General features: G+C 49.0%; 15 protein-coding genes and 2 pseudogenes. 2 read left to right on the forward strand and 15 right to left on the reverse strand.

Annotated features, from left to right (window positions below; all coding sequences use genetic code 11):
• Nucleotides 1-66: 66 nt before the first annotated feature.
• From AC2VE5_RS18865 to AC2VE5_RS18890, 6 genes are all read right to left on the reverse strand, one after another.
• A complete protein-coding gene (locus tag AC2VE5_RS18865) occupies nucleotides 67-1,020 on the reverse strand; it encodes a glycosyltransferase (RefSeq protein WP_486889247.1) in 954 nt (317 codons plus the stop codon).
• Nucleotides 1,021-1,253: 233 nt separating this feature from the next.
• On the reverse strand, nucleotides 1,254-2,258 hold the full coding sequence (locus AC2VE5_RS18870; protein WP_486889248.1) for a UDP-glucose 4-epimerase family protein: 1,005 nt from the start codon (nucleotides 2,256-2,258) through the stop codon (nucleotides 1,254-1,256).
• A gap of 28 nt (nucleotides 2,259-2,286) precedes the next feature.
• Nucleotides 2,287-3,399 carry a non-hydrolyzing UDP-N-acetylglucosamine 2-epimerase gene (gene wecB, locus AC2VE5_RS18875; RefSeq protein WP_486889262.1) on the reverse strand — a complete coding sequence of 371 codons (1,113 nt, stop codon included), beginning with the start codon at nucleotides 3,397-3,399 and terminating at the stop codon, nucleotides 2,287-2,289.
• A gap of 36 nt (nucleotides 3,400-3,435) precedes the next feature.
• Nucleotides 3,436-4,506, reverse strand: a complete 1,071-nt coding sequence (locus AC2VE5_RS18880) for a polysaccharide biosynthesis protein (protein WP_486889249.1) — start codon at nucleotides 4,504-4,506, stop codon at nucleotides 3,436-3,438.
• On the reverse strand, nucleotides 4,503-5,381 hold the full coding sequence (locus AC2VE5_RS18885; RefSeq protein WP_486889250.1) for a dTDP-4-dehydrorhamnose reductase family protein: 879 nt from the start codon (nucleotides 5,379-5,381) through the stop codon (nucleotides 4,503-4,505). Before AC2VE5_RS18885 ends, AC2VE5_RS18880 begins: the two co-directional genes overlap by 4 nt.
• Nucleotides 5,381-6,640: a glycosyltransferase family 4 protein gene (locus AC2VE5_RS18890; RefSeq protein WP_486889251.1), complete on the reverse strand. Its 1,260-nt coding sequence runs from the start codon at nucleotides 6,638-6,640 to the stop codon at nucleotides 5,381-5,383. The genes AC2VE5_RS18885 and AC2VE5_RS18890 overlap by 1 nt, the downstream gene beginning before the upstream one ends.
• A 157-nt stretch (nucleotides 6,641-6,797) precedes the next feature.
• Here AC2VE5_RS18890 and AC2VE5_RS18895 point away from each other — a divergent pair.
• A pseudogene (locus AC2VE5_RS18895) lies at nucleotides 6,798-7,142 on the forward strand (hypothetical protein); the annotation flags it as partial.
• On the opposite strand, the gene AC2VE5_RS18900 reads toward AC2VE5_RS18895, so the two are convergent.
• The 6 genes from AC2VE5_RS18900 to AC2VE5_RS18925 form a co-directional block, all read right to left on the reverse strand.
• Nucleotides 7,107-8,255 (reverse strand): glycosyltransferase family 4 protein, encoded by a 1,149-nt coding sequence (locus AC2VE5_RS18900; protein ID WP_486889252.1) that lies wholly within the window; start codon nucleotides 8,253-8,255, stop codon nucleotides 7,107-7,109. The pseudogene AC2VE5_RS18895 and the gene AC2VE5_RS18900 overlap by 36 nt on opposite strands.
• Nucleotides 8,256-8,298: 43 nt before the next feature.
• Nucleotides 8,299-9,291: a UDP-glucose 4-epimerase GalE gene (gene galE, locus AC2VE5_RS18905; protein ID WP_486889253.1), complete on the reverse strand. Its 993-nt coding sequence runs from the start codon at nucleotides 9,289-9,291 to the stop codon at nucleotides 8,299-8,301.
• A 134-nt stretch (nucleotides 9,292-9,425) separates the two neighbouring features.
• Nucleotides 9,426-10,907, reverse strand: coding sequence for an oligosaccharide repeat unit polymerase (locus tag AC2VE5_RS18910; protein WP_486889254.1), 1,482 nt, complete (start codon nucleotides 10,905-10,907; stop codon nucleotides 9,426-9,428).
• Between the two features lie 450 nt (nucleotides 10,908-11,357).
• A complete protein-coding gene (locus AC2VE5_RS18915; protein WP_486889255.1) occupies nucleotides 11,358-12,296 on the reverse strand; it encodes a sulfotransferase in 939 nt (312 codons plus the stop codon).
• Nucleotides 12,260-13,543: a flippase gene (locus tag AC2VE5_RS18920; protein ID WP_486889256.1), complete on the reverse strand. Its 1,284-nt coding sequence runs from the start codon at nucleotides 13,541-13,543 to the stop codon at nucleotides 12,260-12,262. The genes AC2VE5_RS18915 and AC2VE5_RS18920 overlap by 37 nt, the downstream gene beginning before the upstream one ends.
• A 160-nt stretch (nucleotides 13,544-13,703) precedes the next feature.
• Nucleotides 13,704-14,780: a GNAT family N-acetyltransferase gene (locus tag AC2VE5_RS18925; protein ID WP_486889257.1), complete on the reverse strand. Its 1,077-nt coding sequence runs from the start codon at nucleotides 14,778-14,780 to the stop codon at nucleotides 13,704-13,706.
• Nucleotides 14,781-14,991: 211 nt separating this feature from the next.
• Here AC2VE5_RS18925 and AC2VE5_RS18930 point away from each other — a divergent pair, with 211 nt between their 5' ends.
• Complete coding sequence (locus AC2VE5_RS18930) at nucleotides 14,992-15,897, forward strand: polysaccharide deacetylase family protein (RefSeq protein WP_486889258.1); 906 nt, start codon at nucleotides 14,992-14,994, stop codon at nucleotides 15,895-15,897.
• 2 nt (nucleotides 15,898-15,899) lie between these two features.
• Here AC2VE5_RS18930 and AC2VE5_RS18935 read toward each other — a convergent pair whose 3' ends face one another.
• From AC2VE5_RS18935 to AC2VE5_RS18945, 3 genes and pseudogenes are all read right to left on the reverse strand, one after another.
• Nucleotides 15,900-17,354 (reverse strand): bifunctional UDP-sugar hydrolase/5'-nucleotidase, encoded by a 1,455-nt coding sequence (locus AC2VE5_RS18935; protein ID WP_486889259.1) that lies wholly within the window; start codon nucleotides 17,352-17,354, stop codon nucleotides 15,900-15,902.
• Nucleotides 17,355-17,534: 180 nt separating this feature from the next.
• Nucleotides 17,535-18,563 (reverse strand): O-antigen ligase family protein, encoded by a 1,029-nt coding sequence (locus AC2VE5_RS18940; protein ID WP_486889260.1) that lies wholly within the window; start codon nucleotides 18,561-18,563, stop codon nucleotides 17,535-17,537.
• Nucleotides 18,564-18,841: 278 nt separating this feature from the next.
• A pseudogene (locus tag AC2VE5_RS18945) lies at nucleotides 18,842-19,049 on the reverse strand (hypothetical protein); the annotation flags it as partial.

A 19,049-nucleotide genomic window follows, 5' to 3' on the forward strand; every position in this document is an offset into this window, starting at 1 on the left:
CGCCGCCCACCATCAGCAGCGGTCTTTGGGCTTGGCGGACAACCTCGGCGGCGCGTGCGATGCCCGCTAGGTCGGCGCTGACGGTGGGGGTGTAGCCGGGCAGGTCGCGTGCCGCTTCCCAGTCGCCCGTGAACTCGGCTTGTTGCACGTCTTTAGGGATATCGATGAGGACCGGACCCGGCCGTCCCGTCGCGGCGAGTCTTTGCTCAGCCTTCCTATATACAAAAAGACGAAGTCCAGCTCCGAGATCCTTTCGCCCCTTCGAATCCTGGCCCGCGCCAGCTCATCCGGTCGAAAACGCCTCACGTCCACGCCGCTGATCGACCCTTTGGCCAAGACACGCGATTTGCCGGCGTCTATAATGTTCTCCCTGATGAGAAAATCTCTTTGTGATGGGCTGTCGACAAGAACGTGGGTTGCCAAATAGCCAGTGAGCCAATCTGCTCCTCTAAGTAGCCTCTGCGCGAAGCCTTTACGGGTCACCCACACCTGACCCGTAAAGGTATGAATGCGCACGGGAACGCGCACGAGTGAAGAGGCCACCATCGCCAACAAGCCACCTTTTGGTGAAAACGAATGAACCGCGGTAAAGCGGTTTTCCTTAAAGAGTCTTAGTAGCGTCAGCAGCGCAACGAAGTCTTGGAGATGAAAACGCTGCTCTATTCGTACCGGCACCAGCTCGACATCAAGACCGAGTTTTACTAAAAAGTTCTCATCATCGGTGTTGGCTACGACAAGAACCTCGTAGCGTTCGCTTAGTCTGGACAGCTGGTCAAACAAAAAGTTCTGGAGAGGCAAAACACTTGAAACCACGATGCACAACTTTTGTCTTGTGCTTGGGTGCTCCACCTCGAGACGTCTATTATTTTTCCCATCCCCTAGGGTTGCCGCTTGGTGAGAGCCGCGTTCATCAGAAACATCAAGAACACTCCTGCTCTGAGCGTAGCCTCGTAGCCTTCCTGACAACCAGTAGCTCAGCCCCAAGGAGGCGACAATAAAGAGAACAAGTTCAGTGGGCACAGTCAGGCCCTTCTTTCTGATCTCTCGCCTAAGCAGGTTGCGCTATATGCGGCGGCAACCACCCTAGCCTCAGGTTGAAACGGAGCATCTTGCTGCTCTTGGTCTTCCACTTTGCCCACCTCCGCAACCTTTGGACTACCCCATGTGGACTACCCCAAAGGTATCAACCTGTGTATCAAAAGGGGTGTCCCAGCAGCGTCCTAAGCCGCACCGCCTCTATCTTGTGAACGCCCCTACACCGACTTAAACCAGTCCACAGTCTCTTCAAGCCCTTCGTGAACAGCGTACGGGGCCGACCAAGCCAGGCTGGTTTGAATCTTTTGGGTAGCGACTTGCAATGAGCCGACCAGCCGTTCTATCTCGCCTTGCTTTTTGAGCGCTCGGCCACCCAGCTTGAGCATCCCTACGGGCACCGGCAGCAAGCGTGCCGGACGGCCCATGAGCTTCCCGAGGCGAAGGAGCAGCTCTCGAGTAGAAAGCGCCTCATTGTCGGCAACATGAAACACTTCCCCAGCGGCGTTCGGGTGGCTTAGCGCGGCGACGGTGGCGGAAGCCAAGTTGCCCACGAAGGCCATGCTGCGCGCGTTTTTGATAGAACCCAGCGGTAGCGGAAGTCGTTTGTCTAGGGCTTTTAACAATCTCAGGAAGTTGGCCTTGACGCCCGGCCCGTAAACGAGCGGTGGCCTCAACACCACGGCTTCCAAGGTAGAGCTTGCTGCCAGGTCAAAAAGCCGCTGTTCTGCCTCTAGTTTGCTGACGCCGTAGGCGTCTTCCGGCTCAGGCTTGGCGCTCTCGGTATAGGCAACATTCGAATTTTCTCCGACGGCTTTGATCGAGCTCATAAACACAAAACGCTTGACCCCAGCCTCTACCGAAGCTTTGATCAAACGTTCCGTTGCCTTTACGTTGACGGCTCTATATTCACTCAGCGGATCAGCCGCCTTGTCGTCAAGCACGTGGGTTCTGGCGACGAGATGAACGACCGCATCCACGGCAGTGAGCGACGGACGCCATTCCGTAGTTTCGTCCAGCGTGGCGATTACCAGAGGCTCTACACCCTCAGGCAAGGTGGCCACAGCATCTATCCGCCTGACCACCGCCCTAACCTCATAACGAGCGGCCAACAGCGTTGAACAAAGACGCCGACCTACAAACCCGTTTGCTCCGGTAACTAAAATACGCACGTTGCCCATCTCCGTTCTAAACACAACAAAAGCCAACTCTTCGAGGTGCTGCATGAAGAACCTCGGCTTACCACAAACAAACTCATTTTTGCCACACCGTGCGGTTCACGTAGTCGGTGTAGCTCATGATAATGCGAAGGACTTTTTTTGAAACGTTTGTCGTATCGTAGTCAGGCACGAGCGTAAATTGCCGGATGCCGCTAGCACGCTGGGCAGTGACGATATCAATGGACGCCATGATTCCCTCCGCCTCGAGGCCGCACATGATGAGCGTCCCTTCGTCCATTCCTTCCGGCCGCTCATGGACCTGCCGGATGGTTACCGCCGGGAAGTCCAAAATGGAGGATTCTTCGGTGATCGTACCGCTGTCCGAGATGACACAAAAAGCGTTCATCTGCAGCTTGATGTAGTCAAAGAACCCGAGGGGCTTTAACAGGCGGATGCGGCGGTCAAGATGACCCGTCTGCCCTGTCTCGAGCCTTTTGCGGGTGCGCGGATGGGTTGAAACGATGACGGCTTTGCCGTACCTTTGGGCAATGGCGTTTAACGATCTTAGTAGATTGGCGAAGTTTGCCTCGTTGTCAACATTTTCCTCGCGGTGGGCGCTGACGACAAAATAACCCCCTGGTACAAGCTGCAACCGTTCAAGCGCGTCCGACGCTGCTATCTGCGGCTGGTAATATTCCAAAACCTCTTTCATTGGAGAGCCGGTTTTAATGACCGTTTCAGGCTTTATCCCTTCGGCTAGGAGGTAGCGGCGCGCGTGTTCAGTGTAGGTCATGTTGATGTCGCTCAGGTGGTCCACAATTTTGCGGTTGATCTCTTCAGGCACCCTTTGGTCAAAGCAGCGGTTGCCCGCTTCCATGTGAAACACCGGCACCTTACGCCGCTTCGCCGAGATGGCGGCAAGACAGCTGTTGGTGTCACCCAACAGCAGCACCGCGTCCGGTTGTTCCCTCTCGATGACCTCATCGGATCTGGCGATCACGTTGCCGATAGTCTCTGCAACCCTGCCTCCGGCGGCCTCTAAAAAGTGGTCGGGTCTTCTAATCGCCAGCTCTTGAAAGAATATCTCGTTGAGCTCGTAGTCGTAGTTTTGCCCAGAGTGCACCAAGCTGTGGTGGACGTAGCGGTCCAATTCGTGGATAACCCGACAAAGCTTGATAATCTCCGGGCGCGTGCCTACAATGGTCATGACCTTTATCGTCACGGTCTATTCCTCTCAGTTACGCTAGCGCAGCAACTCCAACTCTCTCACCTGTGGCATCACATCCTCGACCATCAGGCTGTGCTTTTCCAGCAAGGCGCGGGTGCCAGCCAGGTCAAGCACCGTATCTGCTGAGCTAAACTCTTTACTCAGGGCGTTGGGCTCTTGCTCACCCCCGTTAGTCAGTTCGGGCAGCATGGGCCGGATAGCATAGTAGGCACCGCGTTTCACGCAGTGATTGGCTTCTTCTTCTGAAACCATAATCTCGTGCATCTTTTCACCCGGCCGGATGCCGGTAATGTTTATCTTGATGCCGCGCCCACCAATCAAGGTCAGGGCAATGTTGAGGACGGTTGCCGAAGGTGCGTTGGGTACATAGGTTTCGCCACGCCTAGCCCCTTCCAGCGCTGCAAATACGGTATCTACCGCCTGGTTCAAACTGAGGAGGAAACGGGTCATCTCGGGAACGGTAAGGGTCACTGGGCCGCCATTTCGAATCTGCTCGTGAAAGAGCGGGATTACCGAGCCACGCGACGCCAGCACGTTGCCGTAGCGCACGCAGATGAAACGGGTTTGAGGGTTTAAAACATTTGCTGCGGTAATGATTCGCTCCTGAACAGACTTGGTCATCCCCATCACGTTGACAGGCTTACACGCCTTGTCAGTGCTGATGGCAACCACCGTATCAACCTCATAGTCATTTTCCTCGATGGCGCGCACAATATTGGCAGCGCCAATACAGTTGGTCAGCACCGCCTGAGTCGGGAAGTACTCGCAGGCGGGAACCTGTTTTAAGGCCGCCGCATTAACCACGATATCGGCACTTTTTACCGCCGAACAGACGTCGGCATAACTGCGCACATCGCCGATCCTAAACTCGAGCACGTTCATAAAGTTGCGGTAGATGACCTCATCGGTAGCTACCAGTTTGTGGAGATAGGATACCCGCATGTCGTGCTGCTTGGCTTCATCTCTGGACAAGACAATGATCTTTTTCGGCGTCCCCAGTTCACCGCTTAGCACCCGGCGCACAAAGGTTTTGCCCATCGAGCCGGTGCCGCCGGTCACCAAAATTCGCTTTCCCTCAAGAATCATCGCTTTTCCTCCATAAAGTCTTGTACAAAGTCTTGACTCAGTTTTCTAATCATGGCTTGCCAAGTCGGTGGGCTGTAGTTGAATTCGCGGCGGAACCTGCTAGAGTCGAGGCTGCGGTCACAGTGAAATGTTTCATCGGGAGTAATATCAACGTCTAATTGCAGCGTTTCTTTAATCAGCTTGAGCAGTGCGAACTTGTCGATGGGTTCGCTGGAAACCTGGTAAAGTCCCGCTGCCTCAGGATGGTTGACCAGCAACCTTTCGATGATGCGGCTCATTTCCAAGGTGGTGAAACCAGAAAAGATGGCGTTCTTAAATCCTCGCACCGTGCCGTCTTGGGCCAGCAACCATTCCAACAGGCTCTTCTTGCGCGAAAGCTCCCTGCCGATAATCGAGGTTCGCAGCGTCACACAGTGAGCATCATGAACCTCACCCAAAAACTTGCTCTTGCCATACAAATCTTCTGCGTCAGAAGGATCGGTCTCCTGGTAGTTCCCCTTTTTTCCGGAGAAAACACAGTCCGTACTCATATGCACCAGGCGTGCGCCAACGGCCTTACAAAGAACAGCAAGCCGGTGGGGGAGCAAGGCATTGATTTCTAAGCTAGGAATGCTCTCCTTGGCACTCGAGCGCTGCTTGACGATGCCAACCCCGTTTACCACCGCCTGTGGGCTAAAGTCAGCCATGACCTCGGTAAGACGGCCCAAAGAGCGGACATCGATACCAGTAAAGGCGTTCTCTCTATTAAACAGCCCAAACGCTGCATAGGCAGCCAAATCCTGGCGCAACGTTACCCGCACGTCATGACAGGGCTGCAGATGCTTAAGGAGCTGGTGACCAAGCATGCCGTCCCCGCCCAAAATTAAGATGCGCACTACCCTACCTCCTTTCGCAACTTTCTGACATACCCTACTTCCCTGCGTAATTCCCATATCCACTCGTCCAAACGATCAAGCAACATGTTCCGCTCAAAGTGCTCCTCAAAGTAACGCCTGCCGCGAAGTCCCATGCGCCGGCGCTCCTCTTCGGGTGTGTGGTACATGGCCAGCACTGCTTCTGCTAATGCTTGCGGCGCCTCTGCAGGACAGGAAAAACCAGCCTCCGCTTCAGCAATAACTCGCGCCCCCTCGCCATCTAGTGCAGCAATGACCGGTCTGGCACAGGCCAGATACGACTGCACCTTTGAAGGAATTGTGAGTTCAAAAATCGGGTCCCGCTTTAACGTTACCAGCAAAGCATCGGCAAGTGAGAAATAACGCGGCATGGCTTGCACCGGATGCCTGCCGAGAAGATGCACGGTTTGTGTTAAGCCCCGCTCCTCTACCTGTGCTTCCACCCACGAGCGCATTCGGCCATCACCAATAATGACCCAGTGGATGTTCGGATAGTTTTTGAGACGTTCAGCCGCAGCCAAAATGGTGCCAAAATCTTGGCTGGCGCCCACATTACCGGCAAATACAACCCGAAAACCATCAGGCATACTGGTACGTTCGGGAGCATCCGCTCCCACGACCACTGGTTGATACAGTTCTTCCGCGCTATTTGGGAAATACATAATGCGGCTGGGATCTCCGCCGAGGCTCTCGATAGGAGAAAAAAACGCGCGCGACTGCACCAAGATCCGGTCACACCTCCGGTAAATGAAGGTGACCATTTTCTCTACTATTTTTAAGATTCTCTTAGAATTTACGGCCCCAGTGGCCGAAAGGCTCTCCGGCCAAAGATCTTGTACCCAGAACATAAGCGGTGCCGAACTCAGGCTTTTTAGCACCACGGCAGGCAAACCAACCGTTATGGGTGAAGGCTCATAGACAAAAATCAAATCAAATTTGCCATGACCCAAAAAGGGCGCAAAGAGACTTGCAAGAAGTGCAAAGGAGAAGTAGTTCATGGTCAAGCGAATCCCTCCACCTTTACCACGCGGCACCAAGGGAACCCGCACTACTTTTATGCCGTGATAATCTTCAACCCTTCGCTTAAACAACCCATATTCCCGGAAGAAACGACCATCCGGATAGTTTGGTATTCCAGTTAGAACGGTTACTTCATAACCTTTTTCCTTTAGTCCTATGGCTAAATCATTGATGCGAAAATCTTCCGGCCAGAAGTATTGAGTAAAAATCAGAATATGCACATCGCCCTCCAGCGCCTGCTTTCCCCCTCGAGCAGTTCGAAAAGGGCAACTCTAGGCTGAAACGGTGCATTTTGCTGTGGCTGGTCCTTCACTACGTGCACCTCCACACCTTATGTACCAAAGGAAACGTGCCACCAGCGTCCCAATTTAGAATTGTTTCGGAAATAAGGTTGAGCAGGTGATGGCGCTGCTTATGATGACTTTATGCCTGCCGATTTATGCTTCTCTAGAGCATCGCATCCGCAACCCTCACCTTACATGAGGCAACGGTGCCAGACCAGAAAGGCAAACCCACCCAGAGACCAACTGCTAGGTGGGTATTCGAGAAATTTCCAGATGGCCACTTGCTCCTGATTACTCAAAGCACCACCCGCGTCCTTACTATGAACCTCAAACAGGAGCTGAAAACGCTTCTGGAACTGCGCAGTCCCACTATCAAGAGGCCCTTCAGGTGGGAGTCGGGATGTCAGTTAATCACACTATGTTGCCCAACATAGTTTAGAAATGAAAACGTTTCGCGAGCGCAACGTTTCCAAGAATATACTTGCGCACGTTCAAAGGCTGACACAGCACACTGCTCGCGCAACTTGGGTTTCTGAACTAAGACTCGTAAAGCGTTGGCAATGTCAACGGGCGACTCGGGATCAAAATAAACCCCAGCGTTTCCTAATACTTCGGGCATAGGACCACGTCGAGAGCAGGCAATTGCAAGGCCAGAAGCCATCATTTCCATAAGAATTATAGGCATGTTCTCACAACTAGAAGCGTACACAAGTCCATCCGCCTGACGATAAAAAGCATCAAGTTTCTCGTATGGAACAAGTCCGTGATAGTGAATAAAGTCTCCTGTGGGATCGATTTGTTTGGTGACTGCCTGCAAACGTCGTAAGGCTGGAGGATAAGCCGAACCTATTAAATCCAAACTTAAAGGGATTCCCTCCTTACGAAGATTTGCCACTGCTTCCGCCACATACCACTGATGTTTGTAGACATCTACAGTCGAGACATACGTCAATCGAAATGGAGTGGCAAAAGAGTAGTTGCTGATAGGAAGTTGTACACGAGGTTCTTGACAAAAACGATTATCTATACCATGAGAAATGATTCTGGTCTTGCCTTTGAAGGTCTTGATTTGATTTAGTATTGTGGAACGTGCATATTCGGTGAGAAAAACGATACCATCTGCGTTTTGGAAACTTCTTGTTTGTCCGACTCTCAATAGAGCCATTCGGGTAAACATCGCCGATAGACCATAACGGCCCATCTCATGAGCTTCGAAAGGCAACATATTTTGAGACATTGTAACCATAGGCTTAAAACTTCCCAGATAAAGCCCACCTGGAACAAACAAAAGGTCACAAGCCTGTTCAGCCAATTTTGAAAGTTTTTCCCTTTGCCAATATAAGCGCAACGGCAATGATCTATCTAGCAACGGTTCATGAACCAGGTTAAGCCAAGATTCACTGAGCGGCAAGCGCTTCAAAGTTTGCTCTCCTCCCCACACGGTTACTTGATCAATACCGTGTTCTGCAGGATTAGCAGCATGTAAAAGCTCGGAGATATGTGTAACACCTCCACCTGCCCGAAGATTAGAAGCATCAATTCCTATTCGCATCTATAGCTCCACCTAATATAAGAATACTCAAGTCCAAGAACCTTTATCTGGCAATAGCAGCAAGCTTGGATTCCCATCGCCAAGTATCTAAGACAATCCTCTCTAGATCCGCATATTGGGGCAACCAGCTAAAGGTCTCGCGGATGCGATCAGCTTTGGCTACTAGCATTGCAGGGTCACCCGGACGACGTGCAGACTCCAATACGGGGAAATCCACCTTGGAAATCTTTTTGACTGTGTCAATAACCTCCCGAACGCTACTGCCACGACCGTAACCTACGTTAAGCGTAATAGGAAGCTTCCCTTGAGCAAGATAGTCCAGTGCTGCGAGGTGGGCAGAGGCTAGGTCTTCAATATGGATATAGTCTCGTACCCCTGTTCCGTCTGAGGTTAGATAGTCCGTACCATAAATCGTAACCGCCTCCCTCAATCCTAAAGCCGCTTGGCAACATACCTTGATTAAATGAGTGGCCTGTGGGGTGCGCTGGCCCATGCGCAAGTCAGGATCTGCCCCTGCAACATTAAAGTAACGCAACACAACGTAACCCAAGCCGTGAGCATTTGCCGCATCTCGTAATATCCACTCACTCATCAACTTAGATGAACCATATGGGTTGAGCGGCTTAGCCAGACTTTCTTCCGAAGCAACGCCCATCTCAATCTCACCATACACCGCTGCTGTACTGGAAAACACAAACTTCTCAATACCATGACGTATGCAAGCATCTATTACATTAAATGTGTTGACGGTGTTATTGCCATAGTATTGCAATGGGTACATCACTGATTCAGGCGCTACAATAGAGGCGGCAAAGTGCAGCACCGCCTGAATATTAAACGTCTTAAAGGCTAAAGCTAGCTGGGATCGATCTGATAAATCTCCAATCATCAGCTTTTCACCGTAGATCAAAGCTTCCGCGAAGCCGGTAGAGAGGTTATCAAATACCACCACCTCATGCCCCGCTTCACTAAGCTGGCGCACCACGTGGCTGCCAATATAACCAGCGCCTCCTGTCACCAAAATCGTTTCTCCCACATCAACCCCTCGCCTCGTCTATAGAATCGCCTACTTGCAGTAATACTCCGACTATTAATCAAAACCTTTCGTTAAGAGCCTTTACACTTTCCTTGAATCCAACTAACGATGTCCAAGTCAAAGTATAGTTGCCATTATTTTAGTAGTATAATTTTACTGATTAAATTGAGCTTTTTCAACTTTTTACCTTTCACACTATATACCCTGCGTAAATTGAGTAAGCCAAGAAAAACATAATTTAGAGCGAGAGCACCTAGAAGCAAAATGTAGACTGTTGAAACTTGACGAACAGCAAAAAATATTAGTCCATATAGAACTGCCACTATGACTATGTAGGGATGACCTTGAAGTGAGATGATTTTAGCACTCCATCGCTCTATAAATCCTAGACCAATTCCTCCTAGCAGCATAAGAAGAATACCACCGATAAAACCGAAATCCGCATACGCAAGATCTGCAAATGAGGCTGCTATGGAGTGCTGCCCACTAAAACCAGTCAACCCATAAGAACGGGGAAACCAATATCCAAGTTGCGTAGGTTTATCTTCCCAGAGAGTTCTTGGAATCCAAAAGAGCAGCATCGCGCCATGAACAGAACCATACTCATAACCGTGATACGGGAAGTAGTCAACCATCCTTGCCATAAACTTGACTACACCTTCCGAGGTTACCACGCTTCGGAATTCTAAGGAGTCTACAACATTTTCAAATTCAAAGCTATCGACCCCGGAAGCACGAAACTGGTACATGAAAACAGTCAGCAAGAATAGAACTGCTAGACTCATGAGGAGCCGCTTCAGCGTTTTTAAGTTGAAGGGATTTCGGGCATATATAAGAACAAACAGACCAATTGTTGCTAAGAGTAAAGGAAACCGATTGCCGGTAAAAACCTGCATTACAAAAATAGGCATACTGAGTATGAAGGATAGTGAAACAGGACCTAATTCTACTAGCCCCGGCTTCAACACCAGATACTTGCGTTTTATCCATAGCAAGTAATAAGCAATAAGTGTTGGTAACATAATACCAATAACGATTGCTAAGTTATAAAATATTGCATCGTCTATATTCCTTACTACCAAACCTTCACCACCAAGAACAAACTGACGTCCTTGCGTGGCAACTGCTAAAGCGAACGGCGCGATTTGAGAAAGAAATATAATATAAAGGAGCACCAAGAACCATGGCAACCAAGGACTTGAAGATAACCTTGCGGTGACATACCATGGCACCTGCCTAAAGCCACGTTCACGGAAAATAAGTGCGTGCCCAAGCAACACGGCAGCATTAGCAAGATTTAAGTATTTTGAGGCTATCTGCACTGCGCTCTCTTGCACTTCATAGATAATGGCTTGATAATCAAGTAGCCCATCTAAACCTATGAACAAGATGAATCCCACTTGCCATACCATAATTAGCCGAAAAAACGCGGGACGTTGAAAGGTATGCAGCAGAAGATTCAGGCATATTCCAATAGTACTTATGTAGTATAAACCTCGTCCGTTTTCTACTAAAAGCAGCATGGTGAACATCGTGATTAATATCAGAATTCGCAATTTTTCTATCGATTGTCTAGACATCCAAAACTCCTTTGCTCCCTTTACAGAGTCGTACATCGTTAAGCTGAAACAACACACTTTGATGCGGCATGCTTAGCACTACGCGTACCTCCCTACCTTCTATATCAAAAGGAGCGTACCACCAGCGTCCCATTGCCACTAATAACCATTGGTGCTAGTTTCTGTTCATAAATATTCATTGAAGCCTATCCTATCTGCATAATATTCGGTACTAGCGCATAGCCTGAGCACTTAGTACCCGACAAAGTGCTACCGTGAACACCGAAGCTTAAAATCCGTAAGAAAAAAACCATCCTTTAGGGTAGAATGCCTTATGAACATAAGTTAAAAGCCATAATGGCTTAACCGTTCACTAGCACCATAGGTTAGTAGCCTAGATCAGGTATCAGAAGATACAAGGCATCAAGTTTTATCACAAGCTATCCTACCGTTAATTCTCCCTCAAGCCCTACAAGCTTTGCTGGTTCAAAAATGAGGCGTAACAGTTCAGAACTTTCGCCATGAGCTTAGGTCTCTGGCTAGTAGCTCTTCTACATAAGAGATATCGTCTTCATAGCGCTCGACCAATTCAGCTCTAGTATCACTTGACATTTTTGGATAGTGATTAGGAACAGAATTAAGCTTGCTCATAAACCGGCTAGCAGAACCAAAATATCGCCGTATATTAACTGGAAGTGTATGGGCAAACTGAGAGCTTTTGGCTACATTAGAAACTTTTTCTAACCAACGAATTTTTGGTACAGTATACTGGTTGAATGTTTTCCCTAGCGAAGGTGGATTAAAGCCTGGGTTGACGTCAATAAATTGGCACACTTTCTGAAACGTTTCTTGTGGATGTTCCTTCAGATCTGTATGAAGTAAGACTAATACTTGTTCTTCTGAAAGATAGGAAAAAAATCTTTCTAAATGGTTTTTATAATGACTGACATAGCAATAGTAACTTAGAGCTAAGTGATTATCTTTTACCATTTTCTCAAAAGGTGGAAAATTCCATCCGCCTTTATAATCTTCCCAGTAATGGGAATAGAGTCGTTCCACGGGATCTCTTAGAAGAAAAATTAAACGGACCTCGGGAATAAATTTTTTAATAAGGACAGCGGAGTCAGGAGCACTAAAGTAGTGAGTTGAGGCTTCGCCTATAGCTCTTGCTTGATCACAAGTGGCAAAAAGCTTCAGATATTCATCTAGCCCTTTTTTAAAGGTGGCCACGCCCTTTACCCCTGGTTTTATAATTCCTTTGTCCGGTTCATCTACTATTTGAGTAAAAAATACAGGTTCTTTGATACGGCTCATGCAAACTTCTGGGTGTTCATCTAAGTAACCCCAAAGGGCCGTGCTACCACATTTGGCAGCCCCCCCAATAATGAACGTAGGTAACGGCAAGGTAATTACTTCCTCCCAATCTTGAATAGTGGAATAGTCCATATTCCGAGTTGCTTCCAGACATGACCTGCTGCTATTAGATTTTGTAAAACAAGCGTAACTGCTGATGCTACTGCTGCCCCAGTTACTCCAAAAGGAGGTATAAGAAGAACATTTAAAACAACTATAATTATTGCACATAAGGCCATGTTGTTTCGCATCAGGTGCTCATATCCGCACATCATAAGCAAAAATCCGACCGATCCGGTTACTACATTAATATACTGACCTACCGACAATATCTGTAACGCTGTCAAACCGGAGGTGAATTGTTCTCCAAATAGTCCCATGACCCACCCCGGCATTAATACAAAAAGGATCAAGATCGGACTAGCCAATAAGGCCATCAATTTAGCAGATCCCCTAGCAGTGTTTTCTAAGGATCCTATATCCCCTTGGCTGTGCAGAGCAGCAAACTTAGGAGCAGCAATACTGTTTACCGCGACAAGAATGAGGGTAATAAGTAAGGCCGTCCGGTTGGCTACCCCAAAAATGCCCACCTCTTCGTTGCTTTTCCAAATGCCTAGCATGAAGGTTGAGGACCAAAGAATGACTAATTGAAAAGTGGACATCCAAAACAGGGGCATACTGCTGCTGATTAACTGAGCTGTACTAAACTGTTGGGTTAGACCTCTCAGTTGAGGTGTGGCTTGAAACCACCACCATAGGCCAATTAGCAGAGTAACAGTGGCAGCAAGCATGTATGTCAAAACTGCTCCTTGTAAACCCCATATAGGGGTTAACACAATGACCCCAAGAACAGAAAAAGCCGGCAACCAGAAACTTTGAACGGAGACTGAATCTCGAATACGTTTAAGCCCCTTCAGTAACTGGGCATAAAGTGTAAAGAGTGCCGTAGGAACGATAGCTAAAGCCATCCACCGAATAGAGACGGTCAATTCTGGTTCAGAAAATACAGTAGTTGCTAACCATGGTGCAATTAGAATAACGATTAAAGTTGTACTTGCAGAGGTAAAGAGGGCGAATCTTATACCCTTTTGATAAACGCCCTTAACAGCTTTCCAGTTCCCTATAGCAGCATTAGCAGCAACGAAACGCAGTAGGCTGTTATCCAATCCTACCCGACCAAAAACTGCTGCTATAGTCGTGACTGTTAAAGCCAGAAAATACATACCTGCACCCTCAGCACCTAAAAGGCGGGCCAGGATCACATTAAAAACGAAGCTTAATCCAACAGCAGTAGTTTGTAGGATAAAAGCAATGGATGCCCCACGTGCAATCTCTTGCATATGAGGGCTAAGCTTGTTCAGGGATGGGAGAGTCATTATATGAAGTAGTTGCTGGTTTGTAGCATATTTTGATTATAGTGTAGGTGTCTAAACTTCACAATTATTTTCGTCACACTTTTTAACTGGCCGCTACACAAGGTAATATATGACTTTGAGAAGTCTAACCCTCTGGAGTAGTCACGTTGAGATGCTCACTTCCCCAAATCAGATCCACATCGCAGTCTCCAAGGGTGAGGTGCCAGGGTTGTTCACCCAGTGAGCTTTGACCACTAGAAGACACAAAGGTGAAGCCGACAGCAAGGTTCTGAAGTTTTCTTCCAATGAACGGTGTCTCCGGATTAATAAAGCCTCGTCTGCGGAGTCGAGTCTGATCGGCCTGTCGATTTGATATACAAAGCATAAGAGGCACACCGCTTTTTGCAAACCATGATGTAGCAGTACTCAGCAGTTGCGGGAAGACCAATGGATTATCGTCCACTAGATAGTCAACAATAAGTCCGATACGAAACTTTGATAATGCCTTAAAGCTATGTGGAGGAAGTATTCGGAGAATCATATAGCCAACGAGGACAGCCTGATTTGTACATTTTAAAATGATATAATGTCTTTTTGTATCATTTGCGTACCGCTGCTGAAGGGCAGAAGCGTCTCGGACAGCACTCGGCGCAACGGTTTCACACGAACGCAACCATAAGTCGTCAAAGCTCTTGTCAAACTGCCAGCTAGATGATTCGTGAATAGTAATCTCGAAACCGTTCTTTCCTTGAGCAGGCGGTAGTATCCAACTAAACGGCCGCATTAAGCTCAGCCAGGGGCTTAAAAAGAGAGGGGCGTAGGACCTTTCGTGCCACCCCTGTCGCCTAAGTGTAGCCCAGGCCGCATCGCTCTGACTCAATGACGCCACTATTTCATATCTGTTGCTGATTTCTTTGGTGAGGCGTGTACCTAACCCTTGTCGCTGGTGCGCAGGCAAAAGGTAAAAATCTACATACCAGGCGCTCGAGTAGTTGGAACCTTGATGGTAAAGCTGAAAAGGAATAAAGGCACACATGCCTACTAAAGCGTCAACTTCATTGTCTATTACTAACAAGATGGGTGCAGGATCGTAATTCCACCACCAGCGATTTTCAAGCAATGCTGGTGACGCATGAGGCCAAATCTCAAACATTAGGCTAAACAGCGCAGGTTTATCTTGCAGTTTAAAAGCGCGAATAGTATATCTCTCCGTGTTGGACAAGACTTTCTCCTCTATGTGTAAAGCTTAGCTGTCATTACACCTGCCCCGTGTGGTATAAGATTTAGGCCTCAGGGCTTAAGCCGCTATAGCTTCAGATATAGTGTGGGGCACAACCTGATTATGCTAGTGCAATGTCTTTCGAGGAGTGGCTTAATACACATTGCCAATCAGCGAAGCCAGCGTAGGGTTAGAAATGATATGAGGGAGTCTAATGAAACTTAATGGGTATGCCACCCAGTATAAACAGGTACATTCTGCTAATGCTCGCGGCGTAGCTAGACATCTGGCTTTATCTTCTCTGGCATCCTTTTATAAGGTGTCGGGTCAAATGTCGCCTTTACTAAAGAAGAACCGTATTCAGTTTTTGTACCTGCATTACGTATTTGAAGATGAAAAAGCTTCATTTCGCAAGCTGCTTGAAATACTAAGCCGTGAACATCGTTTTATAAGCTACTCTGAAGCCGTAGCCAAGCTCTGGAATGGGGATATTGACGCACCCTATATCGCCTTTAGTTTTGATGATGGGCTAAAGAGCAACGTGAGCGCTGCTCAGATAATGAGTGAGTTTGGCATAAAGGCATGTTTCTTTATATGTCCACCGATGATCGGCGAAACTGATTATTTCAAGATCAAAGAGTTTTGCTCTCACAAGCTTGAAATGCCCCCAACGGAGTTCTTGTCTTGGAACGATGTCGAGACACTTTTGAAAGAGGGTCATGAAATTGGAGGTCACACTGTCACTCACCGAAACCTGGCTCAACTAAGTAAGCAGCAAGTACAAGAAGAGATCACAAAATCGTTTGAACTGCTCACAAAAAAAATTGGCGGTGTCACCCACTTTGCTTGGCCCTTTGGGCGCTTTTTTTATTTTGGCCCGTCTCAAGCCAAAACTGTATTTGAAGCAGGATATCAATCCTGTGCTTCAGCAGAGAGAGGATGCCATGTGACGTCTCAAGTTGAAGAGCAAAAGACCCGGCTTTGTATAAGAAGGGATAACGCCTTAGCTAAGTGGCCGGTTGATCACATTCTTTACTTTATGGCCCGAAATAGCCAGATAGCTTCAGCACAAAACAATGAATGGCCTAAGGAGTGGCTTAAGACGATAGAAGGCTCTTAACGTTATTTGTTTAGCCTGGCTATTTGAGGCTCGAGCGCCTCTCTCAGCAAGGATTTGACCGTTGTCTCTGGCATAATTTCAAAATCAATTCCCGCCGCCGCTTCTCCGAGCAGCGCACTAGCATGGTTCGCTAGTAGTTGAGAAGTTACGAGTGTGTAGAACTCACCCTCGTGAGGACTAATATCGCTGGCATAAATAAAACTGAACCTGGTTTGCCTTACTCGCGAGGAAGCTGTTAAATTCGCATGGGCAAGAATAGTTTTTAGAGTTGCCCCGTCTACCGTGGCGATTGCAACCCTACTATCAAATGGGAAAAACTCATCAAAGCGGTAGCTGAGAAGTAGCCCGCTGCGCAAACCGGCTCTAAAAACGTCGTTATTAAGAATTGCCACATCGGCACCACTAACTTCTCGTAAGCTTTCCACTGCCCAGTGCGCAGCCTCCTCCACGCTGTAATCACGATTTACCGTACCGACGATGCGCAGATCCTCAGGCCTTAAATGGTCTTCCCTCACCCTCTCAACGAGCAGTTGTAATTTACCGTCCGCTGGCGTCGCGTCGTCTATAAAATAATCGTCAAACTCCATAAAAACGCTGTCGCGCACAAAGGATACTCGCGTAACGTTGACCCTTTCAGCATTAAAGCCATTATGCATGTAGACCTTGCCACCCCGTCCTCCCCCACTACGGAACACTAGCTGTGCATTGCCACCGACGACCAACGTACCCCTAGGTACAATTTCCAGCATTTGACGGTCAGGCCCCAATCCAGCTTGGCTTAACAGCACCGACCAACGACCGGGTGCAGTGAGCAAAGGGTAGTTGCTTTCAAGCCAATTGAGGGGGTCGGGCAACTGTAAACCCGGGCGCACCGCTTCGCGGTAGATAGTGATCAAAGGCCGAGCTAAGCCAACAATATCAGCCTGCACTTCACCCACCTCAAGCGTCTTAAGCGCTGGCGCAATAGGTTTGCCGCCTGCACTGTCGTTAATATTACTAATCACCGTGACGCCAAAAGCGTCAGCCTCACGGACAAATGCTTCCGGGGCTATAAAGTCAAAGTCTCGAGCACCAATATTAAAGATGACCGGCGCCTGGGCCTGTAAAGCCTTTAAAAAAGCCCAGTCGATTTCGCCCTCTGAACGTGAAGCCACGATATTGTTACGACCGAACAGGTTGCCGTTAAAGAGGATATAGGTAGGGGTACCTTCATGCTCCTTGCCGATACGCTCGACCACGCTGAGGACGCGAGGATAGTTGTCATAGGCCGAGTTCGTGTCCGCTATGTTAATCAGCACGAGGTCGGCGGGCAATTCTGGGCTGAGGCCGATGATGGGCTGCAGGGTGAGGCTAAACGATAGCAGACGGTTGAAGACCAGGTCGGCAGCCAGAGCTAAGCTAAGGCCGAGGGTAATTAAGGAGGCCAGGCACAACGTGAGCAGGCGGTGTTTGAGCACAAGGTCAAGGGTATTACACTCTGCTCACACTGTCTGTGACGAAGTAGTCGCATCAAGGGTGGCGCCAAGCTTCTCTTTTCCCGGCTTCCGCTGCCGCTACACCTCTATGCCCTACTATGTCCGCTTGGGGTCACACCAGTAAAACTCTTTTGTGGGGCAGCGAGCTAGGGCGACGGCCCGCTAAAGCTGGTTAGCTTTCACGTCCTCTCGCGGCCCGTCACGCTTGCTTATATAGTTGCTTTCATAGCTGTCGCCGCTTAACAGCCACACCGCGCAGATTCCAAAAATAAATAGCGGTCTTGCGGTATAAAAGTTAAAGGACTTGGAGTACTCGAGGAGTAAAAACAAGTAAATGCCAAGAAAAGGCAACCAAGAAAGCCCGCCGCCATGCTGCCGGCGCAGCAGCTTCAAAATGAGCAGGAGAAAGGGCAAAAGGGCTATAAAAAGCAACAACAGCACGCCGATAAGCCCGGCGTCCAACCAGACCTGCAAAAAGAGATTATGAGGATAGCCCGACTCCACCATTTCCGAAAAGAGACCATTGCTTCCCAGACCGTGGCCAATGAGGCCCGCCCCTCCCAAATTGGAGAGAGCCGTTTCCCAGATAACACGGCGTAGTCCGATCTCGCCTGATAACAGCTCTTCGAGCCTGACCCGGCTAAACTCCACCTGAAAGGCCAGAAAAACCGTCAACGATAGCGCCGCTAGAAGTAAGAGCATGCCCAGTACCCTGTCTAGCCACCTTCGCGAGCTTAGCCGCGGAGGATTGCTCAAAAGTATGGCGAGGGTAAAGAGCGAGATGACCGCGACGCCCGAAATGAGCGCCCCTCGAGCCAGCGACAAAGACAGGGCGACCAGCAACAGCAGTGCTGCCGCCCCCCATAACCACTTTGCCTTTTTTGAAGCATGCATCAAGGCGACAAATTGCAAGCTTGCGCCAACGGCACCGATGCCGATGGCCATGGCTATGGTTAAATAAGATCTTCTCAAAACGCCTGTATCCCCGGCAAAATTTTCATCCACGAGATAGCCGCCAAGAATATAGACGCCAAGTACAGAGCTTGCCAGACAGGTATAGAAAAGCACTTTCTGGATGCTTTTGGATGTGAACGAAAAGGTTAACGCCAGGACCACCGTAATAAGCACCAAGACAAAGCCCAGGTCATCTCGAACCTGAGTCTGGGACACCGTCCAGAGCGAGGTTATCATCAGCCACCAAAAGAGAACCGTGGCAAGGGCAGTGTATAGGACAACAGTCTTGGGTATGGCAGGTCCGTACGGCCGGCTCGATCTATAGAGCGCTAAGCACGTAAGCACAGCAAAAACAAGAATAGAAATGCGTTCCCTTGGAAGGCCGAGAGTAACCCCCAACGATGGGGTAAAGAGAATGACAACAGCAAGAAGTGCAACAACAGAAGATACAGAAGATGACGCTGTCTTTAGCTTCTCCAATATCTTTGTACTGCGGCCAAATGCGCCCCTCACCATTAGCGGCGAACCAAGGGGAAAGCTTCAGGTGGGTGCTTGCTACTGAGCAGCGTCTCGAAGTAGGCGATGGTAGGCATTAACCCCTCCTCGAGCGTCACCTTGGGTTCCCAAGCCAGCGTCTCCTTGGCTAAGCTGAGGTCAGGACGGCGCTGCCTCGGGTCGTCTTGCGGCAAGGCCTCAAACACCAGCTCCGAGCTCGAGCCGCTC

Source organism: Aliterella sp. E5.1, assembly GCF_057473825.1.